Annotated in this window: 22 protein-coding genes; all 22 read left to right on the forward strand. The window is 48.6% G+C overall.

Annotated elements, in window-relative coordinates:
• Nucleotides 1-131 precede the first annotated feature (131 nt).
• The 22 genes from ACZOWY_RS00090 (at nt 132) to codA (ending at nt 26,512) form a co-directional block, all read left to right on the forward strand.
• Nucleotides 132-2,015 (forward strand): hypothetical protein, encoded by a 1,884-nt coding sequence (locus ACZOWY_RS00090; protein WP_484391334.1) that lies wholly within the window; start codon nt 132-134, stop codon nt 2,013-2,015.
• Between the two features lie 45 nt (nt 2,016-2,060).
• Nucleotides 2,061-2,624, forward strand: coding sequence for a D-sedoheptulose 7-phosphate isomerase (gene gmhA, locus ACZOWY_RS00095; RefSeq protein ID WP_484391335.1), 564 nt, complete (start codon nt 2,061-2,063; stop codon nt 2,622-2,624).
• On the forward strand, nt 2,617-4,098 hold the full coding sequence (gene rfaE1 / locus ACZOWY_RS00100; RefSeq protein ID WP_484391336.1) for a D-glycero-beta-D-manno-heptose-7-phosphate kinase: 1,482 nt from the start codon (nt 2,617-2,619) through the stop codon (nt 4,096-4,098). The genes gmhA and rfaE1 overlap by 8 nt, the downstream gene beginning before the upstream one ends.
• A 61-nt stretch (nt 4,099-4,159) precedes the next feature.
• Nucleotides 4,160-5,146, forward strand: a complete 987-nt coding sequence (gene rfaD / locus ACZOWY_RS00105; RefSeq protein ID WP_484391337.1) for an ADP-glyceromanno-heptose 6-epimerase — start codon at nt 4,160-4,162, stop codon at nt 5,144-5,146.
• A gap of 39 nt (nt 5,147-5,185) precedes the next feature.
• Nucleotides 5,186-5,719 carry a D-glycero-beta-D-manno-heptose 1,7-bisphosphate 7-phosphatase gene (gmhB, locus tag ACZOWY_RS00110; protein WP_484391338.1) on the forward strand — a complete coding sequence of 178 codons (534 nt, stop codon included), beginning with the start codon at nt 5,186-5,188 and terminating at the stop codon, nt 5,717-5,719.
• Nucleotides 5,720-5,758: 39 nt separating this feature from the next.
• Entirely contained in the window at nt 5,759-6,772 is a 1,014-nt protein-coding gene (gene waaC / locus ACZOWY_RS00115; RefSeq protein ID WP_484391339.1) for a lipopolysaccharide heptosyltransferase I, read from the forward strand.
• On the forward strand, nt 6,769-7,812 hold the full coding sequence (locus tag ACZOWY_RS00120) for a glycosyltransferase family 9 protein (RefSeq protein WP_484391340.1): 1,044 nt from the start codon (nt 6,769-6,771) through the stop codon (nt 7,810-7,812). The genes waaC and ACZOWY_RS00120 overlap by 4 nt, the downstream gene beginning before the upstream one ends.
• 77 nt (nt 7,813-7,889) lie before the next feature.
• Nucleotides 7,890-8,837: a diacylglycerol/lipid kinase family protein gene (locus tag ACZOWY_RS00125; protein WP_484391341.1), complete on the forward strand. Its 948-nt coding sequence runs from the start codon at nt 7,890-7,892 to the stop codon at nt 8,835-8,837.
• Between the two features lie 22 nt (nt 8,838-8,859).
• Entirely contained in the window at nt 8,860-10,917 is a 2,058-nt protein-coding gene (locus tag ACZOWY_RS00130; protein ID WP_484391342.1) for an LTA synthase family protein, read from the forward strand.
• Nucleotides 10,918-11,441: 524 nt separating this feature from the next.
• Nucleotides 11,442-12,455 carry a 3-deoxy-7-phosphoheptulonate synthase gene (gene aroF / locus ACZOWY_RS00135; protein WP_484391343.1) on the forward strand — a complete coding sequence of 338 codons (1,014 nt, stop codon included), beginning with the start codon at nt 11,442-11,444 and terminating at the stop codon, nt 12,453-12,455.
• A 9-nt stretch (nt 12,456-12,464) separates the two neighbouring features.
• Complete coding sequence (locus ACZOWY_RS00140) at nt 12,465-13,337, forward strand: prephenate dehydrogenase (RefSeq protein ID WP_484391344.1); 873 nt, start codon at nt 12,465-12,467, stop codon at nt 13,335-13,337.
• A gap of 127 nt (nt 13,338-13,464) precedes the next feature.
• Nucleotides 13,465-14,535: a 3-dehydroquinate synthase gene (aroB, locus tag ACZOWY_RS00145; protein ID WP_484391345.1), complete on the forward strand. Its 1,071-nt coding sequence runs from the start codon at nt 13,465-13,467 to the stop codon at nt 14,533-14,535.
• A gap of 22 nt (nt 14,536-14,557) precedes the next feature.
• Nucleotides 14,558-15,868, forward strand: coding sequence for a 3-phosphoshikimate 1-carboxyvinyltransferase (gene aroA / locus ACZOWY_RS00150; RefSeq protein WP_484391346.1), 1,311 nt, complete (start codon nt 14,558-14,560; stop codon nt 15,866-15,868).
• A gap of 71 nt (nt 15,869-15,939) precedes the next feature.
• Nucleotides 15,940-17,061, forward strand: a complete 1,122-nt coding sequence (gene aroC / locus ACZOWY_RS00155) for a chorismate synthase (protein WP_484391347.1) — start codon at nt 15,940-15,942, stop codon at nt 17,059-17,061.
• The gene (locus tag ACZOWY_RS00160) at nt 17,043-18,182 is read left to right on the forward strand and encodes a bifunctional chorismate mutase/prephenate dehydratase (protein ID WP_484391348.1); all 1,140 of its coding nucleotides are present in this window, start codon (nt 17,043-17,045) and stop codon (nt 18,180-18,182) included. The genes aroC and ACZOWY_RS00160 overlap by 19 nt, the downstream gene beginning before the upstream one ends.
• Nucleotides 18,183-18,257: 75 nt before the next feature.
• Nucleotides 18,258-19,061, forward strand: a complete 804-nt coding sequence (locus ACZOWY_RS00165; protein ID WP_484391349.1) for a shikimate dehydrogenase family protein — start codon at nt 18,258-18,260, stop codon at nt 19,059-19,061.
• Nucleotides 19,058-19,567 carry a shikimate kinase gene (locus tag ACZOWY_RS00170; protein WP_484391350.1) on the forward strand — a complete coding sequence of 170 codons (510 nt, stop codon included), beginning with the start codon at nt 19,058-19,060 and terminating at the stop codon, nt 19,565-19,567. The genes ACZOWY_RS00165 and ACZOWY_RS00170 overlap by 4 nt, the downstream gene beginning before the upstream one ends.
• Nucleotides 19,568-19,686: 119 nt before the next feature.
• Nucleotides 19,687-20,115 carry a type II 3-dehydroquinate dehydratase gene (gene aroQ / locus ACZOWY_RS00175; RefSeq protein WP_484391351.1) on the forward strand — a complete coding sequence of 143 codons (429 nt, stop codon included), beginning with the start codon at nt 19,687-19,689 and terminating at the stop codon, nt 20,113-20,115.
• A 272-nt stretch (nt 20,116-20,387) separates the two neighbouring features.
• Nucleotides 20,388-21,707, forward strand: a complete 1,320-nt coding sequence (locus tag ACZOWY_RS00180; RefSeq protein WP_484391352.1) for a 3-deoxy-D-manno-octulosonic acid transferase — start codon at nt 20,388-20,390, stop codon at nt 21,705-21,707.
• 506 nt (nt 21,708-22,213) lie between these two features.
• Complete coding sequence (gene serA, locus ACZOWY_RS00185; RefSeq protein WP_484391353.1) at nt 22,214-23,791, forward strand: phosphoglycerate dehydrogenase; 1,578 nt, start codon at nt 22,214-22,216, stop codon at nt 23,789-23,791.
• A gap of 246 nt (nt 23,792-24,037) precedes the next feature.
• Entirely contained in the window at nt 24,038-25,267 is a 1,230-nt protein-coding gene (gene codB, locus ACZOWY_RS00190) for a cytosine permease (protein ID WP_484391354.1), read from the forward strand.
• A 27-nt stretch (nt 25,268-25,294) separates the two neighbouring features.
• Nucleotides 25,295-26,512, forward strand: a complete 1,218-nt coding sequence (gene codA, locus ACZOWY_RS00195) for a cytosine deaminase (RefSeq protein WP_484391355.1) — start codon at nt 25,295-25,297, stop codon at nt 26,510-26,512.
• Nucleotides 26,513-26,555 lie beyond the last annotated feature (43 nt).

Below are 26,555 nucleotides of genomic sequence, written 5' to 3' on the forward strand. Positions count from 1 at the left end.
CAGCGTTATTTCAGACATACTTTCTGGAATTTGGTGTGAAACACCGGCGTATTCAGGTTACGCCGGTGTTTTTTTTATTGCAGTTTTGTGATATAATGTTAGCTGGATATTTATAATAGTTGGAGGACTTCATGAAAAGAAAACTGATGGTTTCCGTTCTGCTGGCCGGCATGGCTGTTGCCGTTCCTGCTTATGCAGCAGCGGATCGGACGCCAGACGAATATGACCCGGATGCGAAATATGAGTCGCCGTTAAATCAGTCTTATGGGCCGGCAGTGAATGATTCCCGGGCGGTCAGGACTAAAGACGGGAACGAATCGTTTGCAAAAGCTGCTGCAGAGTTGATGGCCCGGAACACGGCATTGAAGAAAGCGGAGGAACAGGCAGAAGAGCTTTTATCGGAAACGGATGAAAATTTTGAACCTGAGTCAGAAAAAGAAATCCGCGGATATGAATATCAGGCCCGAAAACAGATTGCGGCCATGCCGAATACCTCTTCTTTGTCAGATCGTGTCCCTCAGGGTGGGATGGAAAATTCTGACAAGCTACCGGTAAAAGAGGAATCCTCTTTAGTTAAAGACAATGCTGTTGAGGATGGTAAAAAGAAAAAAGGAAAAGCAGAAGCCATTCCCCTGGTGATAACCGGCGATGATGCCCAGTATGCAAATGAGAGCGGGGACTTTATTATTGAGGGAAATGTCCGGCTGGAACAGGGAACGATGCAACTGGTCTCTGCCAGGGCTGTCGGAAATGCCAAAACAGGGGATGTGTGGCTGCTGGAAGGCGGAACCCTGCAGGAACCGGAAAATCAGGCGAACGTACGCTGGGCCCATTATAATTTTAACAATAAGACCGGTGAATTATTGCAGTTAAAAGGCGTTTCTACTCCGGACCCGGAAAAGAATGACCATGATTACTATGAAGCGCCTCATGCCATTATTGAAAACGGGAAATTTATCATCGATCAGGGTGGGATGACAACGAGGTGCCCTGCAGTAAATCATTCTCCCTGTCTTTCGGTTAAGGCGAAAACGATTACGATAATACCTAACGATCGTATTATTGCAAGAAACGTGAAGGTATATGTCAAAGATAAACATATTTATTCCCGGGACGTATGGATCAATGATTTAAAGAATAAGAAAAACACGATTGCGCCCCGGATTGGGTGGAAGGAAGATCGTGGATGGTATGTGGCTTTGGATTATAAGCATCCGATTGGCAATCCTCTGTTGAAAAACCCCACCATCTTTTCCATGCGCCAGGCTTATTATTCAAAATCCCACTATAAGCCTTTCTACAGCATCCGGCATGATCAAAAGGATTTTTATGTACGTTTTAACGATGGGTATGTTTATGATTCTGACAATGACCTGCTGGATGACGGGATCTGGCTGCATAAGAAAACGGACTGGGGTCTGTTTTTAAAACCCCATCGGATTGCAAAAGGCATACCGTTAACTATTGACGCCGGTATTACGCATGGTCTTTGGAAATATACCAATGCAAACTGGTCAAGCTGGCATACGGAAACGACTGTTAATTTGCGCCATGACAGAATCCATCTGCTGGGTGGGAAAAAGATGTACCTTGATTTGATGCTGGGGCACAAATGGGTAAAGGAAAGCCTGGATAATGAAGTTACCCGGGAACACGGTAAAACCCTGGATACGGATATTTATACCGGGACTGTTGGATACCGTTTTTCCGATAAATGGAATATCTGGGAAACATTCCATTATGAGAATAAGACCAGTTATCTTTTCAGTTTGGGACAGCCTGATTTTTCACGGGAATGGAGAACGGGAGTCTCCTGGACCCCGGATGAACATAATACGGTTTCGATTGTGAACCGGCATAATTCAGACAGCAGTTCCTTGTATCACGGCAATTATTCAACAACATTTACCTGGTTGCACAGGTTCTGCTGTGAAGGTCTTACCATCTCTTATGAACGAAAGCACTATAAGAATGATAATGAATGGACGGTAAAGTTTGATATCTTTAACTGGTAAACAAATTATTTAGTAAAGGTTTAAATTCAGGAAAGTGGAGGACATATGAACCGGATTATTGAACAACGTTTAACGGATCATCTGGACGTTCTGCAAAAGATAATGGCGTCTGATTTACCCCAGAAGCTGGAGCAATGTGCTAAGTATGTTGAAACGGCACTGGCAGAAGGGCATAAGGTTCTTTTTTGCGGTAACGGCGGCAGTGCGGCGGACAGCCAGCATCTGGCAGCGGAATTCGTGGGGCGTTTTCAAAAGGAACGGAAAGGGCTTCCGGCTATTGCTTTAACGGTAGACACTTCCATACTGACTGCTGTGGCGAATGATTACGGGTATGATACCGTCTTTGCCCGTCAGATCCAGGCATTGGGCGGACCGGGAGATGTGCTGATTGGGATATCGACCTCTGGAAACAGCAAAAATGTTTTGCTGGCCATTGAGGAAGCAAAGCAAAAAGGTATCGTCTGTATCGGCATGACGGCGGAAGGCGGCGGAAAAATGGCTGCTGCCTGTGATATCTGCCTGGCAGTTCCGGCCAGGGTGACCGCCCGCGTTCAGGAAATGCATATACTGATGGGACATATTTTATGCGAACTGGTGGATCATGAATGATATGAAATGTACTTCATTTTTAGCTGAGAAGATACAAAGTCTGCGTATTGCGGTCATTGGCGATGTGATGGTGGACCGGTATTTTTACGGGGAGGTAAACCGTATTTCCCCGGAAGCGCCTGTGCCGGTAAACCGTGTAAAGAAAATTGATTCGGTATTGGGTGGAGCCGCAAATGTAGCTGCCAACCTGGCAAATCTGGATTGCAAGGTGTATGTGGGCGGCGTGACCGGAGACGATGATAACCGTAAAATCCTGGAAGGACTGCTTGTAAAAGAAGGGATCGACTTCAGCGGTCTGGTAAAATCCCGCCGCCGTTCCACAATTACGAAAATGCGGATTCTGGGCGCCCGTCAGCAGATGCTGCGATTGGATTTTGAAGAAGTGGGCGACTTGTACCCGGAAGAGGCGGACCAGATCAAACAGTGGCTGCTGGACCTGATAGAAAAAGGACTGGATGGTATTGCTGTATCTGATTATGCCAAAGGCGTCTGCTCTGATGCATTCTGTCAGTGGGTGATCCGTATGGCAAATGCGCATCAGATTCCGGTACTCGTTGATCCCAAAGGACCTCATTGGGAAAAATATGAAGGCTGTACTTTTATTACCCCGAACCTGAAAGAAATGTGTGAGGCGGCCGGGCAGACGGTCCCCAATGAAGACGGTCCCGTATTGCAGATTGCCCAGATGGCACGGGAACGGTACCGGATCCGGAACGTGGTAGTCACCCGCAGTGAAAAGGGGATGACACTGGTAGGGGAAAAACGGACGGTTATCCACAGTCCCGCTTCCGCGTTAGAAGTATTTGATGTTTCCGGCGCCGGTGATACTGCAGCTGCAGCCCTGATTGCTGCCGCAGCTGGCGAATTGCCGTTGCCGGAAGCTGTTTATATAGCAAACCGGGCAGCCGGCATTGTGGTTGGCAAGGTGGGTACATACCCTGTGCACCGGGATGAATTGCTGAAAGATCTGCTCAGCGAAGAGAGGAAACTGGGGTACGGATTCCGTCCTTTATCCTGGAAGGAAATTGCGGAGCTGGCACAGATCTGGCATAAAGGCGGAGAGAAGATCGTCTTTACCAACGGGTGCTTTGATATTCTGCATGTCGGGCATGTATCCTATCTGGAAAAAGCGGCCAAACTGGGGAAACATCTGATTGTAGGCCTGAATTCAGACACCTCGGTGCGCCGCCTGAAGGGCGATACCCGTCCATTGGTCCATGAACTGGACCGGGCGCGGATCATGGCTTCCCTTGCCTGTGTTGACGCAGTGGTCATCTTTCATGAGGATACGCCTGCAAAATTAATAAAAATAATTCATCCGGATATTCTGGTGAAGGGTGGAGATTACCGCCCGGAGCAGGTGGCCGGACGCGAATATGCCGGAAAAGTGGAAATCATTGAATTCGAAGAAGGATATTCCACTACCGGATTGGTGCAACGGATTGCCGGTCTGGTGCGGGAAGGAAAGATGTAAGATTCGGGGCTTGTGCTTAAAAGTGCAGGCAATGTAGGTTCCGGAAAGGCGGAGTATCAGTATGATTATTGTTACCGGAGGTGCCGGGTTTATCGGCAGTAATATTGTAAAGGGTCTGAACGACCGGGGCCGGGATGATATCCTTGTGGTGGATAACCTGACCAACATGGTAAAATTCAAAAATATCCAGGGCCTGAAGGTCATGGATTACATGGACAAAATTGATTTCGGCGATGCAATTCTGGAGGGGATGTTCAATCATGAAAAGATTGACGTCATTTTCCATGAAGGGGCCTGTTCCGACACCATGGAATATAACGGCAAGTATATGATGGAAAATAACTTCGAATATACGAAGAACCTGTTCCATTTTGCTGCAGACCGTAAAATCCAGTTTATGTATGCGTCTTCCGCATCTACCTATGGCAGCGGAAAGCACGGCTTTACGGAAAAACCGGAATGTGAAGAAGCGTTAAATGTGTATGCGTTTTCCAAATTGTTTATGGATAATTATATCCGCCGGTATCTGGATGGGCTGGAGAGCCAGGTGGTAGGGCTGCGCTACTTTAATGTGTATGGCCCGCAGGAAAACCATAAGGAGAAGATGGCTTCGATGGCCTTCCAGATGTATAACCAATTCAAAGCTGAAGGTAAGGTTAAACTGTTTGAAGGCTATGACGGGTACGGCCCGGGGGAACAGACCCGCGATTTTGTGTATGTCAAAGACGTGGTGAAGGTAAACTTCTTCTTCTGGGAGCATCCGGAACTGAAAGGAATCTTCAACTGCGGTACCGGGCACGCCCATCCTTTTAATACGGTAGCAAAAGCGATACTGAAGCATTTTGGCGCATCAATGGATAAATTGGAGTATATCCCCTTCCCGGAAGTGCTGAAAGGAAAATATCAAAGCTACACCCAGGCCGATGAAACAAAATTACTGTCTGTCGGGTATGAAGGCGGTTTTACCGATATTGAAAAAGCTGTGGAAGAGTATTGCCGTGTATTGGATAAGACTGGCGGGTATTATACACGGCAGGATCATGCCTGAAAACTTTTGTATCCGTTTTTACCGGAAACATCCGGGTACATGATTACAGGATTTATGAAGAATCATATGACAGAAAAGAAGTTGTGTTTGCTGGATCGTGACGGCGTTCTGAATATTGACAAGGATTATCTGCATAAACCGGAAGAGGTGGAATGGGTTCCCGGCAGTCTGGAGGCGATAGCCTGGCTGAACCGGCAGGGGTACCTTGTCGTCGTGGTGACGAATCAGAGCGGTGTGGCCAGGGGATATTTTACGGAAGAAACTGTCAGGAAGCTGCATAGCTGGATGGCATCAGAGGTAAAAAAAACTGGTGGCGAGATAGCAGCCTTTTATTACTGCCCTCATCTTCCGGGGGCGGTTGTGAAACAGTATGATGTGAATTGCGACTGCCGTAAGCCCAAGCCGGGTATGATATTGCAGGCGTTACGTGATTTTAATATGAAGCCTGCCGACGCGTTTCTGATCGGGGACAGTCCCCGCGACGTGGAAGCGGCGGAAGCCGCCGGGGTGAAGGGATTTCTTTATACCGGCGGAAACCTGTCGGATTTTGTTAAGAAAATTGTTAAGAGCTAAGTGTTCGTTTGTAACGATGATTCGTGTTTGGGGATTTGTATGGAATATAAGAATATCCTCATTATCAAAATGAGCTCACTGGGCGACGTATTACATACGTTGCCCTTTGTTGCGGTATTGCGGGAACGTTTCCCCGGTGCACGGCTGACCTGGCTGGTGCACCCCCAGTTCGGCGCGTTTGTGCCGGACCCGCCGGTAGTGGACGAAGTACTCTTTTTTGATAAAGTTAAATTTACAAAGATGGGTGTCTGCGACAAGTGGTCGTATTTCAAAGAAATGCGGGAATTGCTTCACAGCAGGAATTTTGACCTTGTGATTGATATGCAGGGGCTGTTTAAAAGTGCTGTGCTGGCCGCTATAAGCGGCTGTAATAACCGTATTGGCTATTGTGAGATGCGTGAAGGAAGCGGTCTTGTCAGTAAGGCGATTACCGGCGCGCATGCCAGAGACCATGTGATAGAGCGTTATCTGGACGTAGCCAGGTATTTAGGCTGCGAAGTGAACGAGATACAGTTTCCCATGCCGGATTTGCAAAAAGAATGGCAGGCTGTCAGGGAAAAGGCAGATTCTGTAAAAAAAACCTATGTTGTACTGGTTCCCGGCGCCCGCTGGGAGACAAAAAAGTGGCCTGCAGAATACTTTGCCAGACTGGCGGGTATGATTTTGAAGGACGGGAAGCAGGTTGTTCTTGCCGGAGGTCCGGAAGACGCGCCTCTGGGCAGACAGATTACAGAAATGGTTCCTGGGGTCACTGATCTGACCGGTAAGACCAGTCTGCGGGAGTTAGGCGCGCTGATTCAGCATTGTACAGCTTATATCAGCGTAGATACCGGTCCGTTGTTTATTGCGGCAGCCATGAAGCGGCCGTTAGTTGCAATGTACGGCCCCACCAGGCCAGATCGTACGGGTCCTTACGGAAGCACGGAAGCAACCGTTTTAACTGCACCGGTGGCTTGTGCAGGCTGTCTGAAAAAACATTGCAACAACTGGATTTGTATGAACGCAATTACGCCGGAAATGGCGTTTGAAGAATATAAGAGGAAAGTGAAGTGAAAGGCGTGGAATTGAACCGTAAAAAAATTCTGGTGACGTTTTTGATGCACCTCGGGGATCTGACCCTGACCACGCCGTTTATCCGGGCACTGCGGGAAGCAGCGCCGGATTCCCATATTACGATGCTGGTAGATGAAAAACTGAAAGACGTGGTGCTGCACAATCCCTGTCTGGACGAGGTCATTACCATTGATAAAAAGGGCAGGGACAACAGTCTTCTTGCTTTGTTGAGCTGTGCCCATAATTTAGGGAAGATGCAGTTTGATATCCTGATCAATCTGCATCCCAATGAGCGTTGTTCTTTTATCTGCGCTATGACAAAAGTTGGAAAACGTACCGGCTGTACCAACTGGCTGTTCAAACCCTGGTTTGATATACTGACTCCGCTGGACCGGAAAAAGCATGCGGCGGATATGTATTTGGATGTTTTGTCACAGCTTGGAGTGAAAGAGCTGCATCATCGCGGCCTGGAAATTTTTCCGGGAAATGAGAACAGGGCTTTTGCTGAAAAGTTTTGGACAGAACAGGGTGTGGCTTCCTCAGATAAGCTGGTGGGTTTTAATATTGGCAGTGCAGTAGAAACAAAACGCTGGGCGCCGGAACGGTTTGCGGAAGTGGCAGACACACTGGCTGCGAAAGGGTACAGGACAGTATTTTTTGGCGGTACCATGGATGAGGATATGGTACAGGAGGCCGTTAAGCATATGAAATCAAAGCCGGTGATAGCTACCGGACAGTTTTCCATTGGGCAGCTGGCTGCCGCTATGCGCCGTTGCACTCTCATTGTTACCAATGACAGTGGTCCCATGCATGTGGCAATCAGCCAGCGGGTACCCGTTGTAGCCATGTACGGGCCAAGCCATCCGGATTTGTACGGGCCCTATACGCGGCTGGCGACAATTGTCACGGCACAGCCTCCCTGCCCCGGCTGCGCAGCAGGGATGAAACACCATTGCCGCGATTCAAAATACAATATGCGATGCATGAAAGAGCTGACGGTAAAGCAGGTACTGGATGCCTGTGAAACGTGGCTGGAATGAAATGACAGGAAAAGTGGCAGTTTGCAAAAAAAGGTTAAATATACAATATCGGAAGCTTTGCGCGGGGAGGACTGCTGATGCAGCCATGTAACCAGGTTAATGTAAAACAATTTAAAAGAGTTTTTATTCTCTATAACCGCTATTCGGGCCGGCAACTGTTTGCCAGCATGATCTCCCGCATCAATGAGGTTTATAAATTATTAAAACAGGAATTGGATGCGGAAATAGAGCTGTTGGATGTTAAACTTTTTGAACAGATGCCGGAACTGGCTAAACGGGCTGCGGATGAGAAATGCGACTGGGTGATCATTGCTGGCGGAGACGGAACCGTTCGCGCTTTTGTGGAAGATATGCTGCGGCTGGATTACCGCCCGTATATCAGTGTGTTTCCGGCTGGAACAGTAAATCTGATAGCCAAAGAGATGTCTTTGCGGAATGAACCGGTTCGATGGGTGCACCGTACGCTGAAAGGATACGTGTATCCGCTTTATACTGCCCGGGCAAACGGGAACCTGTTTTTAACGGTAGCCAGCGTTGGCTTTGATTCTCTGGTGGTAGATGGCGTAGGGGCCGTGCAGAAGCGTTTGCTGAATAAATTTGCCTATGTGCTGCAAAGTACACAGCTGGTTCGTCAGGAACTGGTCTTCAGCAACTGGCGTTACGCATTTCAGGTACGTTTTAATGATGAGAACGAGTGGTATACCGGTTCGTCTGTAATAGTCGGAAAAAGCCGTTACTATGCCGGACGGTATAACCTGTTTCGGGATGCCGCCCTGTCTTCGCCGTATCTCCATGCAGCGGTTTTCCCGGGCAATAAGCGGGCTGATATTTTAAAATATGCGTCCCTCATTGCGCTGGAGGGACTGGAAATGGATAAAGGAATTATCTGCAGGAAGGCGAAAAAAATCGAGATTGAATCTGTAAATCTGGTAGAGGATTTCCCGGTAGAACTGGACGGGGATGTGGTTGCCTCTACTCCGTTGACACTTGAAATGATGGAAGAACCATTGTTGTTTATTCCGTAGAAATTAACAGGCAGGTATCCTTATGGACTGGCTAAGGAATAGAAAACGTATTCGCGTCCTGCTGTTTTTTGTTATAATTGCAGGCGCCATTTACTTCAGGGAAGAAGAACATGCCCGGATGCTTTATGCCGGAATCACTCCTTTTCCTTTAGGCGATTACTGGCTGGCGCTGGTTAACGCACTGTTGCGTGACGTGGTGCTTCTGGTAACAGGGTACCTTCTTTTTTTGCGCCGTAAACGGATTCCTGACCGTCTGCAACGGTATTTTCCTGCTGTGGTGCTGGGTGTGGCATATCTGGGTTTTGCCTGGTATATGCAGCAAAAGCTGGCGCTGGATCCCTACTTTTTAACGACACTGGCCATTCTGGCCGGCCTGTTGAATAATATTGTGCTGGCGATCCTGGCAGCCGTCTGGTATCATCACGCGCCGACAAGGATTAACAAATTTATATATTTTGTTGTTTATTTCTGCTGTGCCTCCCTTATGCTGCTGGATGTGATCTATTTCTGGCAGACGTCCATGCATGTTCAGGCGGTGTTCTTCCGCAATTTTAATATCTATGCGATCCAGGGCGTCATGTCTTCCTTTTCGAAGGTGCAGCTTATGCAAATTGCCGGTTGTATCCTGGCCGTCTTCCTTTTGTTCCGGGTGACGAAGCCGAGAAGGCACAAGCCGAATATTGCCTGGGCGTTGCTGGCAGTGTCAGGCTGCACGCTTCTTTTCAACCTGTTGTATTTTACAGGAAGCCAACTGGGATTATATGCGCTGCATGAATCCGGTTTATGGAGCGAGGAGCAAATTGAAAAGAGCAGGCAGGAATACCGCGATATGCTGGTTACGCCGATTGCTGTGAATGTCGTCAGCAAGGCTGCTTTTAAAAAAGAGAAAGCGGTGCTGGTCGGTCAGCACAAGAAAAAAGAACTGACAGAAAAAGACAAAGAGTGGATGTACAAACTGGGGGTCATGCGGAGGAAGTCCGCAAGTCCGCTGCCGGCACCGGCCTACGACCGTATTGTGATGCTGATCCTGGAATCGGTGCACCGGGACTATATCCATTTTTATAATAAAGAGATACCGGCAGAAGCTACGCCGTTTTTGGATTCCCTTGCAAAAAAATACCCTCGTATTGACAATTACTATTCTTCCGCCGTACCTACTACGGAAGGGCTGAACGCCACGTTCCGTTCCCAGCTGTTGTTTGACGGGGATGTTGAGGGCACCGATAAACCGTCCCTGTTCCGCAGTATGCAGGAAAACGGCTTTGACGGATATTTCCAAAGTGCTTCCAGCCGTTATTACAACAGTGAGTTCCGGCAATATACGGAACAGTTTGGCATGGCTCATTACGAAGCCAGGGAAGATATGGAGAAGGCCGGTTATACCGGGGCTTCCGGCTGGGGCTTCCATAATGACGAAATGTACCGGAGAACGCTGGAGCAACTGAAAAAGCTGAAAGAGCAGAAGTTTTTTTATGTTACCAAAACCCTGGACATGCACCAGCCGTATCCCTATTACGCAACGCAATGGAGTGATACACCGGCGTCTTTCCGGGATAACCAGACAGTTACCATTCACGGGATGTACTGGGTGGACTGCACACTGAAGGCGTTTTTTAAAGCAGCGGAAGAAGCGGGATTGCTGGATGACCGTACGCTGTACGTCATCACAAGCGATCACAATCCCCATTCCGGAGGGGAATATACGGAACTGGTGAAAAATGAGAAAGACAGGCAGAGCATCGCGCCCATTCCTCTCATTTTTATTTCTAAAAATCTGGCGCCATTGGAAAATCTGGACAGCAGTGCCTACGCTTCCCAGATCGATATAGCGCCTACGCTGCTGTGTCTGCAGGGCATTCAGCCGCCGGAACGGTTTATCGGCCGGAACCTGCTGCAACAGTATCCGGAACCGGAATGCGCTTTGGGTTTTTTTGGGGATAAGGCCTATTATTTCAGCCGGGAAATGCAGTTTGTAGATAAGATTGATGAGCCGTATCCCCAGCATGAGTATGAAGACGCGTTGGCGAATTACGTTATGTATACGTATTATATAAGCGAGCTGCCGGGAGATAATAAGTAGAAAAATTTGCTGATTCTGGAAAGGCTGAAGCAAAATATCGGGAACGGTTTTAGCAAACTTTGTCCAAATCTGTAAAACTGTAAAAAGCGTTACACAAATGCTGCTTGACGGGAAAATCAAATGGGTTTACACTGACAATATGTAAACGTTAGCAGTGGTTACATGTTTGTTTTGCAGGTGTAATGATGAAATCGAATTCTATGTTTGCGGCAAATTATGTTTTTTCCTTTAGCTATAGCTATTATTACGGCTATGGCTATTTTGTGTGGGAAAAAGAGAAGAAGGCATAGAATCGTAAACAGAAAAGGCCGGTGAAGGAACTGAACTTCAAAGGCTGCCAACCAAATGCAGGCGGGCTCTTTTACGAGCCCGCTTTTTTACTATATAAACGCAAACCTGAAAACAAACCACTAGAACCTCGTTTGTGTTGGCAAGCTGTGCATCTGGAAGGTCATAAGGGTTGCAGAATATACAAGATATTACGTAAAAAATATAATTGTATTAATAAGGAGAGTGTGTACACCATGATTATCGTAATGAAGCCTAATGCCCCGATTGAAGAGAGAAATAAGATTATTGCCGGCCTGGAAGCAAAAGGGTTTAAAATTGATCTGAGTACCGGTAACCAGGCTGCCATTTTAGGTGTGGTAGGCGACACCAGTATCCTCAATCCCCATGACATCATGGTCAATGACTGGATTGAAAAGGTGCTGCGGGTCCAGGAACCTTTTAAACGTGCGAACCGGGCATTCCATCCGGATGACAGTGTCATTGACGTAGGCGGTGTGAAGATTGGTGGCAGGCAGATGCAGGTCATTGCCGGCCCCTGCAGCGTGGAGACCCGGGAGCAGATTATCGGGGTGGCCAAGTCCGTAAAGATGGCCGGAGCGCACCTGATGCGGGGCGGCGCCTTCAAACCCCGCACATCTCCGTATTCGTTCCAGGGCATGGGAATGCCCGGGCTGGAACTGCTTAAAGAAGCGAAAGCGGAAACCGGACTTCCTATTGTAACTGAGATTATGAGTGTTGATGTGCTGGACCGCTTTGTGGAAGATGTAGACCTGATCCAGGTAGGTGCCCGTAATATGCAGAATTATTCTCTTTTAAAGGAACTGGGAAAAACAAAGAAGCCGATTCTGCTGAAACGCGGTTTAGCCGCTACGGTACAGGAATGGATCATGAGCGCGGAATACATTATGGCGGAAGGAAATCCCAATGTCATTTTGTGCGAGCGGGGTATCCGTACGTATGAGACGTATACGCGCAATACGCTGGACCTGAGCGCTGTATGTGCCGCAAAGAAGCTGAGTCACCTGCCGGTCATCGTAGATCCCAGCCATGCGGCGGGTCTGTGGTGGATGGTTCCTGCCCTGGCCAAGGCGGCGGTTGCCGTTGGGGCGGACGGGCTTCTCATCGAAGTCCATAACGATCCGGAGCGGGCATTGTGCGATGGGGCCCAGTCCTTGAAACCGGAGCGCTTTGCGGAACTGATGGGTGAATTAAAAGGGATTGCCCGTATTATCGGACGGGATTTATAAGGAGCGGTCATGTCGAAACAATATCAGGAAAAGCCAATACGGGAGTTAACCTTTGCCATCATCGGTCTGGGGCTGATCGGCGGTTCTTATGCAAAAGCGCTTCGCAATTTAAAGGTAAGGAAGATTCTGGGCATGGATATCAGTCACGGAATTGCCCGGGCCTGTCTGAATGCCAATATGATCGATGAAGTAGTAGAGGAGGACGGCAGCAACCTGAAAGAGGCTGATGTAATTATTTGCAGCGTCTATCCGGAAGCTATTGTTGATTTTGTGCGAAACAATGTGCAGAACTTTTCGGAAGGCATGCTGATGACGGATGCTACCGGGGTCAAAGGATTGATGCCTCTCGAGATTCAGGAACTGCTGCCGGCAGGCTGCGAGTTTATATCCGGCCATCCTATGGCCGGGCGGCAGGGCAGCGGCCTGGGTATGTCGGATGCAGCGATATTCAATAACTCCAATTATATTATTGTGCCTACAGAGAAGAATTCAGCAGAAGCTGTCTGTTGGCTGGAAGGTTTTGCTGCGGCGCTGGGCTGTGCCCGTTCCGTTACGGTTTCTATGGAAGAGCATGATAAAATCATCGCCTATACCAGCGACCTTCCCCATATTACGGCAGTGGCATTGGTAAACAGTGCGTCCTATAATGAAAACACGCAATATTTTATAGCTGGCGGTTTCCGGGATGCTACCCGCGTGGCTGATATCAATCCGGAACTGTGGAGCGACCTGTTTCTTTCCAACCGGGATAATGTAATTGCGGAAATTGAGAATTACCAGAAACAGCTGGAACGCTGGAAGAAGGCCATTGCAGAAAATGACAGGGATGCGTTGAAGGCGATTATGCGGGAAGCCGGGCCGAGGAGACGGATGCTATATTAAACAGCAGTCCATGAAGTATGTTGTGAAGTAAGGAAACGCTGATTCATTCGTATGCAACAGGCGTTGCACAAGCTCATTTAATCAGCGTATCCTTAACAGATGTGACAGGAATAAGTTGAGGAAAACCATGCGGAATGTTCATGTGGACCTGGGTCCTAAAAGTTATGATATAGAAATTGAAAAAGGACTGTTATATCATGTTGGCAGCAAAGTCAGGAGACTTTTGCCCAAAGTGGAAAAAATCGCAGTTATTACAGATAGTAACGTAGGACCGCTGTATGCTTCTATTTTACGGGACGCTTTGGCAAAAGAAGGTTTTACAGTTACGGTACTTACCTTTAAAGCAGGGGAAGAAAGAAAAAACCTGAAGACGTTGGGAAATCTGTATGACGGGCTGGCGGAAGCCGGACTGACCCGCAGCGATGCGGTGATTGCACTGGGAGGCGGAGTGACCGGCGATATGGGCGGGCTGGCAGCGGCAACCTTTTTACGGGGCGTTGCGTTTATCCAGATTCCGACTTCGCTCCTTGCGACAGTAGACAGCAGTGTGGGCGGCAAGGTAGCCATTGATCTCCCAAGTGGGAAAAATCTGGTAGGCGCGTTTTACCAGCCCAGGGCGGTTTATATCGATCCGGATTTACTACAGACATTGCCTGTACGCTATCTGCATGACGGGCTGGCGGAAGTGGTCAAATACGGCTGTATCCGGGATAAAGAATTGTTTCAGATGCTGGAAAAGATCCAAAATGACACAGAGCTGCTGGAGAATGCAGATATAATAATAGAAATATGCTGCAATATCAAAGCCCGTATTGTGGAACAGGATGAGTTTGATACGGGAGAACGGATGCTGCTGAATTTCGGACATACCCTGGGACATGCAGTGGAAAAATCTTTCTGTTTTGACCGGTACAGTCACGGGGAAGGCGTGGGGATCGGTATGGTGCTGTTAACACGGCAGTCTGAAAAGCTGGGTTTTACAGAACCGGGGACAGCTGACAAAATTGCCGGGCTGTTGCACAAGTTTCAGCTTCCGGTTACTGTTGCTATGCGGCAGGAAGATTTCCTGCAGGCCATTTCTCTTGATAAAAAGAAGCGGGGTTCAAGCATTACGCTGATCCTGCTCAAAAAGATAGGGGAAAGCGTTTTACAGAAAGTGGAGTTTGGCGAACTGAAACGTTATATCCCGGAAAAGTAGTTGATTTACAAGGAGTTCAGTCATGACGATAAATCGGATTTCGCAAGCATTCATCCATGGCAGCGTGCTTGTCCCGTCATCCAAGAGCATGGGTCACCGTATGTGTATCTGCGCAGGTCTTTCCGGTAACGGTTGTACCGTGGATAATATTGCCATATCCAAAGACATTGAGGCAACGAACCGTTGTCTGACGGGGCTGGGCGTTACTGTGAAAAACGTGTCATCGCGGTACAGGGGTCGGACAGCGTTTCAGTACAGTTGGAATCATAAATTCCCTTCGGAGCCTGTTACTGCCGATTGTGGGGAGTCCGGTTCCACCCTGCGCTTTTTTATTCCGTTAGGTGCCCTGTGCAATGTACCGTTTTCGTTTGAAGGACACGGAAAATTGGTTTCCCGTCCCCTGCAGCCTTATTACGATATTTTTGACAAACAGGAACTGCGTTACCGTACAGCTGAAAATGGGAATCTTCCGCTGACGGTAGCCGGCAGACTGAGACCGGGAACCTATGTGGTGCCGGGAGATATAAGTTCCCAGTTTGTTTCCGGGCTGTTATTTGCATTACCGTTGCTGGAAGGCGATTCCACGTTGGAAATTTTGCCGCCGCTGGAATCTGCCAGTTACATTGAGCTGACCCTGAGCAGCCTGCGGCAGTTTGGTATAAATATCATACAGACAGATGATCTGCATTATATAATTCCCGGCAATCAGCAGTATCAGACACCGGTAAGCCGGGTACTTGTAGAAGGGGACTGGTCTCAGGCGGCGTTCTGGCTGGTGGCCGGAGCCATTGGCTGCCGGGAAGGATTATGCTGCTGCGGTTTAAGTGAAGCTTCTTTACAGGGGGATAAGGCGGTTCTGAAAATTTTACGCAGTATGGGTGCTAAGATTACTGTACAAAATGATTGTTTTACGGTAACCCGGTCCCGCCTGAATGGATGCGTAATTGATGCGGCGGACTGTCCGGATCTGGTGCCGGTCCTCTCGGTGGCAGCGGCAGTAGCAGAAGGGACGACCCATATTATCAACGCGGGACGGCTGCGGATCAAAGAATGCGACCGGCTGGCGGCCATGCATTCAGAGTTGATGAAGCTGGGAGCAGAGATCACGGAAGAGCCGGAAGGACTGTTAATAAAAGGAAAGCCGGACGGTCTTCCCGGCGGCGCTTCTGTGGATGCCTGGAACGACCACCGGATTGCCATGAGCATGGCTGTGGTTGCGCTGGTATGCAAAGAACCGATTACCCTGACAGGTGGTGAAAGTGTAAGTAAATCCTATCCGGAATTCTGGAATGATTACGCATCTGTCGGCGGCAAGGCAGAAAGAATCGATTGAAATGCTGAAAGCTGCATGAGATAATAGTAAATAAAGTTGTGAGATTAAGCTTTTTGTTTGAGGTGAAGCAAATGGGCGCAACATTTGGACGCAGTTTGCGTATGACGATATTCGGTGAGTCACACGGAAGGGGAATCGGTCTGGTCCTGGACGGATTGCCGCCGGGAACCGTGATAGACGAGACATTTGTTAAAGAAGAGATGGCGAGGCGCGCTCCCGGGAAGAACAAAATGAGTACCCAACGCCAGGAAACGGATACTTTTATTATTGAAAGCGGGATATTTGAAGGAAAGGCAACGGGAACTCCGCTTTGTGTTCTTATACCTAATAATGATCAACATTCCAAAGACTATAGTCTGCTGAAGGATGTGATGCGGCCCGGCCATGCAGATTATGCAGGAAAGATTAAATACAAAAGCTTTAACGATTACCGGGGCGGTGGTCATTTTTCCGGCAGGCTGACAGCACCTCTGGTATTTACCGGTGCTGTAGCAAAGAGTGTACTGGCGCAACAGGGGATTATTGTAGGTTCGCATGTTGCCCGTATAGGCCGGGTAACGGACCGTCTGTTCAATCCGTTGGGGGAACCGGCAGAACGTTTGCAGGAATTGCGTAAGCATACCCTGCCTGTGCTGGAGGAAAGCAGGGTATCTTTGATGGAAACAGAAATTATGGATGCCCGGGAACAGATGGACAGCGTAGGGGGTATCATTGAGGTCATGGCAATTGGTATGCCCGCAGGTGTCGGTGACCCGTTTTTTGATTCCCTGGAGAGCTGCCTGAGCCATGCACTGTTCTCTGTGCCGGCGGTAAAAGGCATTGAGTTCGGTGCAGGCTTTTCTGTGGCTGCGTTACGAGGCAGTGAAGCCAATGACCCTATGACTTTTGACGGAGACAGGGTCAGGACGACCCGAAACAATAACGGAGGAATTACGGGGGGCATTACCAATGGGATGCCGGTACTGTTCCGGGTAGCAATCAAACCGACACCGTCTATTGGAAAGCCGCAGCATACGGTGAATGTAGCGGAAGGTACAGATACGGTACTGGAGATACAGGGACGGCATGATCCATGTATTGTACCAAGGGCGATTCCTGTAGTCGAGGCGGTTACAGCATGGGTATTGCTGGATATGCTTACAGAGGATAAATCAAGAGGAAAGGATGTAAGAACGTGGCAGAACCGGAATTAGAAAAATTGCGGCAGGAGATCGACAGGCTGGACGCAATCCTGACAGATACACTGGAAAAGCGGATGGACGTGGTGCAACGGGTAGCGGCTTACAAGGATAACCGTAATATGCAGGTGCTGGATCGGGAGCGGGAAGATCAGGTGATCGCTAAAGTAGTGGGGCTGTTGAAGAATCCCGCGTATGCGCCGCATATAAAACAGATTATGGAAAAAATCATGGAAACCAGCCGTAATCTGCAGATTGACATCCTGGCGGCCAATATTAAAAAGAAAAAACAAAGCGCAGATCCAATCCGCGTAGGATACCAGGGAGTGAAAGGTTCATTCAGTCATCAGGCGTTGGAAGATTATTTTTCTGATGTGGCTAAAGTGGAAATGAATTTTGTCCATTTTGAAGATGTCGTAGTTGCAGTCAAGAACCATGAAATCAAATACGGCGTACTTCCGATTGAAAACTCGTCTACCGGTGGCATTACTGAGGTATACGATCTGGTGCGGAAGTATGACTGCCATATCGTTGGGGAAAAAATCATTAAAGTGGATCAGAACCTGCTGGGACTTCCCGGTACTAAAATAGAGGACCTTAAACAGGTTTATTCCCATCCCCAGGGGCTGGAACAGAGCCGTGAATTCTTTAAGAAGCATCCTGAAATTGAACTGATTCCCTTTTTTAATACGGCGCGCAGCGCCCAGATGGTCAGTGAAAGTAAAGATCTGTGCAAAGGTGCGGTAGCATCCCGCCAGGCAGCCAAATTATACGGTCTGGAAATCCTGGCGGAGAACATTAACTTCAATACCGCTAACCACACCCGGTTCATTATTATTGCTGACCAGCCGGAACACCGGCCGGATGCGGATAAAATTACGGTAGTTATCGCAACACAGCATGAACCGGGTTCTCTGTACAAGGTGCTGCAGCATTTCTATAAAGGCGGCCTGAACATGCTGAACCTGGAGTCACGGCCTATGGAAGGACGTTCCTGGGAATATTTTTTCCATATTGACCTGACAGGAAATTTAGAGGATCCCAACGTGCGGAGGGGGCTGCAGGATGTGGCGGAATACAGTGCCTACTGCAAGATTTTAGGCAACTATGTGGCAGACGGAGATAAAGCAAAATAAGTGTTATATTAAAGATATTGCCTTACGGGAAGGCTGAACAACGTTTCAGTTGGAAACAGGAAAAAGAGGATGAACATGAAATTTGGATTGTTAGGCGAGAAACTGGGGCACAGCCTGTCGCCTCAGATTCATCAGGAAGTGTTCCGGCAGCTTGGTCTTTCTGCCAGCTATGAACTGGTTGAAGTTTCTGCGGAACGGCTGGCGGAAAAAGTCGTGGAACTGCGGCACACACACCGGGGCCTGAATGTGACGATACCTCATAAAGTGGCAGTAATGGGAAGTCTTGACCGGATTGCAGCGGAAGCGGAAGCCATCGGGGCGGTAAATACGATTTCCTTTAAAGATGGAAGGGCAGAAGGCTTTAATACAGACTATTTCGGCTTTGCCCGCCTGCTGGAACACAATGGGCTGGTCCCGGAAGGTAAGAAAGTCTGCATTCTGGGTACCGGCGGGGCCAGCCGGGCGGTTATGCAATGTGTGAAGGATATGAAGGCGGACACGATCACGGTCATTTCCAGGGCAATCGAAACCGCACCGGAGGATATCCGGTCGCATTATCTTGTCAAAACGTATGAAGATTTAAAAACAATGGACGGCGATTTGCTGATCAACTGCACACCGGTGGGGATGTTCCCGAAAACAGATGCTTCACCGGTAAACGGCGCGGTAATGGAACATTTTGCGGCGGCAGTGGATATTGTATATAATCCGGCGGAAACGCAGTTTATGAAATTGGCGCGGTTGCAGGGGAAACCGGCGGTGAACGGTCTGTTTATGCTGGTGGCTCAGGCGGTGGCGGCCGATGAGATTTGGCTGGAGCGTAAACTAAACGTTGGAATTATTGCAGATGTAACAGAAAAAGTCAGGAAACTATTATGAAAAACATTGTGCTGATTGGCATGCCCGGCAGTGGGAAAAGTACGCTGGGACGTTATCTGGCGGAAATACTGAACAGGGATTTTATCGATGCCGATTCGGAAATTGAAAAAGATGCCGGGAAAACGATACCGGAGCTGTTTGCTGTAAGTGAAGACTGTTTCCGTAATCAGGAGACCGAAACCACCAAACGTCTGGCAAAGTTGCAGGGTAAAGTGCTGGCTATGGGCGGCGGCGTAGTACTGCGACAGGAGAATATAGCCTGCTTAAAAGAAAACGGAGTAATCATTTTTTTAGACCGTTCTCCCGGGGATATCGTGGGCGATGTGGATACGGAAACGCGTCCGTTGCTGACGGAAGGCCGGCAGCGTGTCTATGAGTTATATGCACAGCGGGAAGCGCTGTACCGTGCTGCGGCAGATGTAACTGTGAGGAATAAAGGCAGCATGAAGGATGTACTGCTGCAATTGACAGAAGCCGTAAAGAAAAAGCAGTATGAATTAGTTTAATTGATGATCTGGCGGAATAACCCTGCCGGGACACACTTAAGGAAATACTGAATAATTTGTATGCACGCTGACCGGTGCTTTTTGTGACTGACTGAGAAGTTTGAAGGAGTAGTACAAAGATGAAGAAAATTATAGTGCTGAACGGACCTAACATTAATATGCTGGGTATCCGTGAAAAGAATGTATATGGAACGCTGACCTATCAGGATCTTTGCAAAATGATCCGGGAAAAAGCGGATGCGCTCCAAATCGAAGTGGAGATCAGGCAAACTAACTCTGAAGGAAAGATGGTTGACTGGATCCAGGAATGTTATGGGAAAGTGGATGGTATTGTAATCAACCCCGGTGCTTACACCCATTACAGTGTGGCGGTTTTGGATGCGTTGAAGTCTGTGAATATACCTGCAGTGGAAGTGCACATCAGCAACATCCACCAGCGGGAAGAATTCCGTCACCGTTGTGTGACCACGGCAGGCTGTACCGGTCAGATCTGCGGCCTGGGACTGCAGGGATATTTGCTGGCAATAGAATATCTGGCAGGAAAGTAGCGCGATTTAGAATGTATTGTCGTCATAGTCGCAAAAAGCCCACTGTCATTGTACACAATCATTGAATCAGCACCTGCTTATTTCACTTGCAATTTCCATTATTTTATGCTTTAATTTAAATAACTCAAAGGGGAGAAAACCATGTGAGGTAAGTGGCACATGCGTTTCTCCCTTTTTTAGTTTATCGTGTTGCAAAGTAAAATACAGCATGATAAAATGAAAAGCAAGTGATTTCAGTACCAAATAACAGGGAAGAGAGTTAATCATCATCTATGTATATTCTTTACAATATTTTAGTTACGTTAGTATTTATCATCCTGGTGCTGCCTTACTTCCTGTACCGGCTGGTCAAGGAAAAGGGATTCGGAAACCGTTTCCGGCAAAGCATGGGGCTGGTTCGCCAAGAAGAAATCGCTCCTGTGGCGGATACTGACTGCATTTGGCTTCATGGTGCTTCGGTAGGTGAAATGGTGGCCATCAGCCCTCTGGTAAAAGAAATCAAAAACCTGATGCCGGAACGGAAAGTGCTGGCTTCCGCCGTTACTGTGGGCGGTTACGATATGGCCAGGCAGATTATGCCGGAGGCAGATGCCATCATCAATTTCCCGCTGGATCTTCCATTTGTGGCGTCATCCATGGTAAGCCGCATCCGTCCGGGTATCTTTATAATGGTAGAAACGGAATTATGGCCTAACTTTCTGCGCGCCATCCGGGAGCGGAATATCCCTGCGATGATGATGAATGGCCGTATCTCGGAAAAATCCGCAAAAAGTTACCGGTATCTGTCCGGTCTTCTTCGCGATATGCTGGATACTATAAACCTTTTCTGTATGCAGTCCAGCATTGACGCCAAATATATTACCCAGCTGGGCGCGGATCCTGAAAAGATCATTGTGACCGGCAATACGAAATTTGACCAGACCTATGCAGAAGTTTCCCCGGAGAACATGGCAGCCTATAAAAAAGAACTGGGACTGGGAAAAGATGCCTGGCCGGTCATTGTGGCAGGTTCCACCCACCGTACGGAAGAAGAAGCCGTGCTGACTGCCTTTGCGGCCGTGCGCAAAAAATATCCCCATGCCCGTCTGATCATTGCGCCCCGTAAACTGAACCGGATTGAAGAAATCAAAAAGGTGAATGCCAAATTCGGTTATGAGATGGGCTTTCGTTCCAAACTGAAGGAGATGGAAGGGCAGCGGCCAGAGTTTCCTGTCCTCATGCTTGATACCATTGGCGAACTGGGGCGCATATATGCCGTAGGGGACATTGTATTCGTCGGCGGCAGCCTTGTGCGTTACGGTGGTCACAATGTGCTGGAGCCGGCGGCCCATGCCAAACCTATTCTTGTAGGTCCCAGCATGGAAGATTTTAAAGATTCCTATTCCCTGTTAAGTAAGGCAGGCGCCTGCCGCATGGTATCTGATACAGGCGGCCTGACAGAAGCTTTTCTGGAAATTGCCGGGGATGATGACCTGCGTAAAAAAATGGGGGAAGCCTCCATCAATATCATCCGGGAGAACCGCGGCGCTGCCCTGAAGACCATACACTATCTGACAGATCTTTTGAATCAGAAAGATTTGGCTGGGAAGTAATAATAGCAAAACAGCATCAGGCAGATGCTGTTTTTGTTTCAAATATTACAAAACTTCTATTTGACTTTTTGCGATGAAACGCCTATAATCTCATTTATAAAAGCAAAATGCAATTTTATGAAAGAGAAAAGTAAATCCCAGACTGTCCAGAGAGACGGTGGTCAGTGCGAACCGTCCTGTCGAAGATTGAATTCCGCTCTGGAGAAGGCAGGGGTTGCAACCTGTCCGGTTCCGGCCGATATCCCGGGAATGAGGCTGTAATATGTTACAGTGAAGGCAGGGAAGAGGCTGCGCAGATGCAGGTGAACCGGCTTTTATGTACGGTTGCAGTGAACTAAGGTGGCACCACGCGAGCTCATACGACAAAATACGAACTCCCGTCCTTACGAAGGGACGGGAGTTTTTAATTGCTTTTGCTTCGGTCCTTCGGAACTGTTTCATGGCAGTTCCTTACCGGCGGCACAATATGATTGCCATGCGCCGCAAACGAAAAGGAGGAAAAGAAAATGAAAAAAATTATTGTTACGGAGAAAATTTCGGACAAAGGCGTTGCCCTGTTAAAAGCGCAGAAAGATCTGCAGGTCGATGTGGAGATGAATCTGCCCCGGGAAGAACTGCTGAAACGCATTCCCGAATACGATGCCATCATCGTTCGCAGCGTAACGAAAATCAATGAAGAGTTTTATGAACACGCCACTAACCTGAAGGTGGTAGGCCGCGCCGGCAACGGTGTGGATAACATCCAGATGGAAGGGGCTACGAAACGCGGTATCATTGTAGTAAATACACCGGAATCCAATATCGTTTCTGCCTGCGAGCATACGGTAGGCTTGCTGCTGGCCTCCTGCCGGAATACGGTAAAAGCCCATAAGATGATTGAAAGCCGTGTCTGGAACCGGGACGGGCTGAAAGGCATGGAACTGCTGGGCAAGACCCTGGGTATTATCGGCCTGGGCCGTATCGGCGGGCTGCTGACTACCCGTATGCAGGCTTTCGGTATGAAGGTTATTGCGTACGATCCGTACATTGCGGATGCACGTTTCAAAAAATATAATGTAAAAAAATGCGAGACCCTGGACGAACTGCTGAAAGAGTCCGACGTAATCTCCATCCATACCCCGAAAACCGAAGAAACGATGAACATGATCACCTATAAAGAATGGCAGAAATGCAAAAAGGGTGTTCGCGTCGTAAACTGCGCCCGGGGCGGTCTGTACAATGAACAGGATCTGGCCCGCGCAATTCGGGAAGGGATTGTAGCCAGCGCCGGTATCGATGTGCTGGTAGATGAACCGAAGCCCATCTCCCCGCTGATTGACCTGCCTCAGTGCGTGCTGACCCCCCATCTGGGCGCTGACACCCAGGAAGCGCAGGATAACGTGGGTATTGCCATTGCGGAAGAAGTTATTGCCGCGTTGCGGGGCGAAATGGTGCCCAATGCGGTAAATCTGCCGGCACTGCAGGCCAGCGAACTGGATGAAGTGAAGAAAATCATGGTCCTGGCCGAAGACCTCGGCAAGTTGTACTACCAGCTGGAGCATGACGCTGTAGAAAAGGTGGAAGTGATCTACAGCGGCGCTTTAGCGGAAATCGAAACCGATATGGTGACCCGCGCCTTCCTGAAAGGACTGTTTGAGCCTGTCCTGAAAGAACGTGTCAATTATGTCAATGCGGAGCTGACAGCGGAAGGCCGCGGCGTTGAAGTTGTGGAAAGCAAGGAAAACAGTCCTGTGAATCTGCTGAAAGTAAAAGTGCATACAAAGAAAGGCATTTTTACGGCGGCCGGAAATGTAAATCCGGAAGGGGAAGTGCGTATCAAAGATATCAACGGCTATCAGTTTGACATAGAACCTGCTGCTTTCATGCTGGCAGTTAACAACGAAGATAAGCCTGGTATGATCGGTCAGATCGGAACGCTGCTGGGTGCTTCCAAGGTCAATATTGCGACCATGCAGGTAAGCCGCAACCAGCAGAACGGCGTGGCCATGATGTTCCTTACTGTAGACAGCGAAGTGGGCAAGGAAACCATCCGTCTGTTACAGGGGCTGGACGGCATCAGCAAGGTACGGCTGATTAAAATTTGATTTGTATCCGTACGATATTAAGAGGAAACGTGGGGAAATCTGCGTTTCCTTTTTTTAATCAATGTTTTCTTAATACGGGGAGCAGGATTATTGTATATGCTCGTTTGTATATAACTACGAATTTTTCTTATACCCGTAGATTTTTTTACGGCTGTTTTGTTATAATGAATGCAAATTGGTAAAATATTAGAACACAAGACAGGCAAAAGATGAGATAAACAAGAGGATTTGAGGGGGAAGCTTGCCATGTCATCAAATAAGCAGGTACATATAGACAAGGATTACAGCTTTGGACCGGTTCCGTTATATGCCAGAAAAGCCTTTTGGTCCATGTTTTTTATCATGCTGGGCTTCACTTTTTTTTCTGCCAGCATGTCGGTAGGCGCCACGATGGGCAACGGACTGGATTTTTATGAATTTATTTTTTCTATCCTTTCCGGTGGCATTATTCTTGCTGTGTACACTGGCGTTTTAGGATATATCGGCTGCGGCACCGGCCTTTCGTTTGACTTGCTGGCCCGGCGTTCCTTTGGCGTGACCGGTTCCCGCCTCCCGTCCCTGTTGATCAGTCTTACGCAGATCGGATGGTTCGGCGTGGGGGTTGCCATGTTTGCGTTTCCTGCTGCCGAAGCGCTCCATGTAAATCCGTTGCTGCTGATTGCTGTCGGAGGCTTCTGTATGACAGCTTCCGCGTATTTTGGTATTCGGGGTATGGAAATTGTCAGCTGGGTTTCCGTTCCATTGATTCTTGTTCTGGGTACTTACTCAATGATTACGGCTACTCATGATGGCGGCGGACTTGCGGCGGTTTTTGCCAGAAGTGTAGGCGGTATCACTGTGTTTAACGCTATCGGGATGGTGGTGGGTTCTTTTGTCAGCGGCGGAACGACGACGCCGAATTTTACCCGTTTTGCCAAAGATAAAAGAACAGCCGTGTTCACTACGGTTGTTGCGTTTCTGATTGGTAACTCGCTGATGTTTGCTTTCGGCGCCGTGGGCGGAGCCTTTACCGGTAAAGACGATATTTTTTATGTGATGATGGCCCAGGGGCTTCTGTTTCCGGCCCTTATTGTGCTGGGAGCTAACATCTGGACGACGAATGACAACGCACTGTACAGCGGGGGCCTCAGTCTTTCGAATATAACAGGGATCCGTAAACGCCCTTTGGTAATTGTAAGCGGCGTGATTGGTACGTTGGCTTCCATCTATCTTTACAATAACTTTGTGAGCTGGCTCAGCTTTTTAAATGCAACGCTGCCGCCGATAGGCGCTATTATCATCGTTGACTATTTTGGACATCCGCAGCATTACAAAGAAGGGGCGGAAGCGGCACCGGGCGTTCACTGGGGCGCAGTGGCAGGCGTTATTGCCGGCGCATTGACCGGGAATTTTTTACATGCCGGCATTGCCAGTATCAATGCTATGATTGCAGGATGTTTTTGCTACCTTGCGTATGATAAGATCGCAGGACGATGAGGTGATTTGATAAAACAGGAGACTGCCATGCTATTTATCAATGCGTGTATTGAAAACAAAACAACATTACAGGATATTCGGGTTAAAACCGGACTGTTTGCGGAAATAGGAACAAAGTTGCGGCCGGAGGCGGGCGAAGACGTGACGGACCTGCAGGGGAGGCTGGTATTGCCTCCGTTTATCGAATCCCATGTCCATCTGGATACCTGCCTGACTGCGGGCGATCCGGTCTGGAACCGGTCAGGCACCCTGTTTGAAGGGATTGAATGCTGGGCGAAGCGGAAAAGCAGGCTGAATAAGACAGATATACGGGAGCGGGTCAGCCGTGCGGTTCACATGTACGCGGATCACGGAGTCCAGTATATACGCACCCATGTTGACGTGACCGATCCTTCGCTTATGGCTTTGGAAACGTTGCTGGAACTCAGGGAAGACTTAAAGGACTTAATGGAAATCCAGATAGTGGCGTTTCCTCAGGAGGGAATCCTCAGTTATCCCAACGGCAAACAGCTGATGCAGGACGCGGTGCGCATGGGAGCCGATGCGGTAGGTGCCATTCCGCATTTTGAGTTTACCCGGGAATACAGCGTGGAATCCCTTAATTTCGCATTGCAGCTGGCTGAGGAACATGGACTATTGGTGGATGTACACTGTGATGAAATTGACGATGAGGCTTCACGGGGGCTGGAAACGCTGGCTGCCCGCGCCCTGGAGCTGGAACTATATGACCGTGTTACGGCCAGCCATACCACCGCCATGCATTCGTATAACAACGCCTATGTGTTGCGGCTGATGCGGCTGCTGAAAATGAGCCGCATCAACTTTGTGGCGAATCCGCTGGTGAATACGCATTTGCAGGGAAGGGCAGACTCGTATCCGAAACGGCGGGGGATTACCCGCGTAAAAGAACTGCTGTCGGAAGGTATCAACGTATCTTTCGGTCACGATGATATCTGCGATCCCTGGTATCCGATGGGTAACGGCAATTTGCGGGATGTGGTGTTCATGGGACTGCATGTGTGCCAGATGATGGGGTATCAGGATATCATGGACAGTTTCCGGTTGATTACGACAAATGCGGCAAAAACGCTGCATGTGCAAGACCGTTATGGCCTTGAGCCAGGAAAACCGGCCAGCTTTATTGTACTGGATGCCAAAAATTATTACGAGGCGCTGAATTACAATTCGCCTGTAATTCTTTCATATAAAAATGGCAATTGTATTAGGAAGGTCGCAAGGTGGTAAAGGCAACGTTTTTATTGACTTGCGATACCATTTTATTACTGTC

Source organism: Succiniclasticum sp. (assembly GCF_056977735.1).

Bases quoted from the DNA above. Each gene is read 5' to 3' on its own strand.
- ACZOWY_RS00090 (WP_484391334.1), top strand. From the start codon at position 132: ATGAAAAGAAAACTGATGGTTTCCGTTCTGCTGGCCGGCATGGCTGTT.
- gmhA (WP_484391335.1), top strand. From the start codon at position 2,061: ATGAACCGGATTATTGAACAACGTTTAACGGATCATCTGGACGTTCTG.
- rfaE1 (WP_484391336.1), top strand. From the start codon at position 2,617: ATGAATGATATGAAATGTACTTCATTTTTAGCTGAGAAGATACAAAGT.
- rfaD (WP_484391337.1), top strand. From the start codon at position 4,160: ATGATTATTGTTACCGGAGGTGCCGGGTTTATCGGCAGTAATATTGTA.
- gmhB (WP_484391338.1), top strand. From the start codon at position 5,186: ATGATTACAGGATTTATGAAGAATCATATGACAGAAAAGAAGTTGTGT.
- waaC (WP_484391339.1), top strand. From the start codon at position 5,759: ATGGAATATAAGAATATCCTCATTATCAAAATGAGCTCACTGGGCGAC.
- ACZOWY_RS00125 (WP_484391341.1), top strand. From the start codon at position 7,890: ATGCAGCCATGTAACCAGGTTAATGTAAAACAATTTAAAAGAGTTTTT.
- ACZOWY_RS00130 (WP_484391342.1), top strand. From the start codon at position 8,860: ATGGACTGGCTAAGGAATAGAAAACGTATTCGCGTCCTGCTGTTTTTT.
- aroF (WP_484391343.1), top strand. From the start codon at position 11,442: ATGATTATCGTAATGAAGCCTAATGCCCCGATTGAAGAGAGAAATAAG.
- ACZOWY_RS00140 (WP_484391344.1), top strand. From the start codon at position 12,465: ATGTCGAAACAATATCAGGAAAAGCCAATACGGGAGTTAACCTTTGCC.
- aroB (WP_484391345.1), top strand. From the start codon at position 13,465: ATGCGGAATGTTCATGTGGACCTGGGTCCTAAAAGTTATGATATAGAA.
- aroA (WP_484391346.1), top strand. From the start codon at position 14,558: ATGACGATAAATCGGATTTCGCAAGCATTCATCCATGGCAGCGTGCTT.
- aroC (WP_484391347.1), top strand. From the start codon at position 15,940: ATGGGCGCAACATTTGGACGCAGTTTGCGTATGACGATATTCGGTGAG.
- ACZOWY_RS00165 (WP_484391349.1), top strand. From the start codon at position 18,258: ATGAAATTTGGATTGTTAGGCGAGAAACTGGGGCACAGCCTGTCGCCT.
- ACZOWY_RS00170 (WP_484391350.1), top strand. From the start codon at position 19,058: ATGAAAAACATTGTGCTGATTGGCATGCCCGGCAGTGGGAAAAGTACG.
- aroQ (WP_484391351.1), top strand. From the start codon at position 19,687: ATGAAGAAAATTATAGTGCTGAACGGACCTAACATTAATATGCTGGGT.
- ACZOWY_RS00180 (WP_484391352.1), top strand. From the start codon at position 20,388: ATGTATATTCTTTACAATATTTTAGTTACGTTAGTATTTATCATCCTG.
- serA (WP_484391353.1), top strand. From the start codon at position 22,214: ATGAAAAAAATTATTGTTACGGAGAAAATTTCGGACAAAGGCGTTGCC.
- codB (WP_484391354.1), top strand. From the start codon at position 24,038: ATGTCATCAAATAAGCAGGTACATATAGACAAGGATTACAGCTTTGGA.
- codA (WP_484391355.1), top strand. From the start codon at position 25,295: ATGCTATTTATCAATGCGTGTATTGAAAACAAAACAACATTACAGGAT.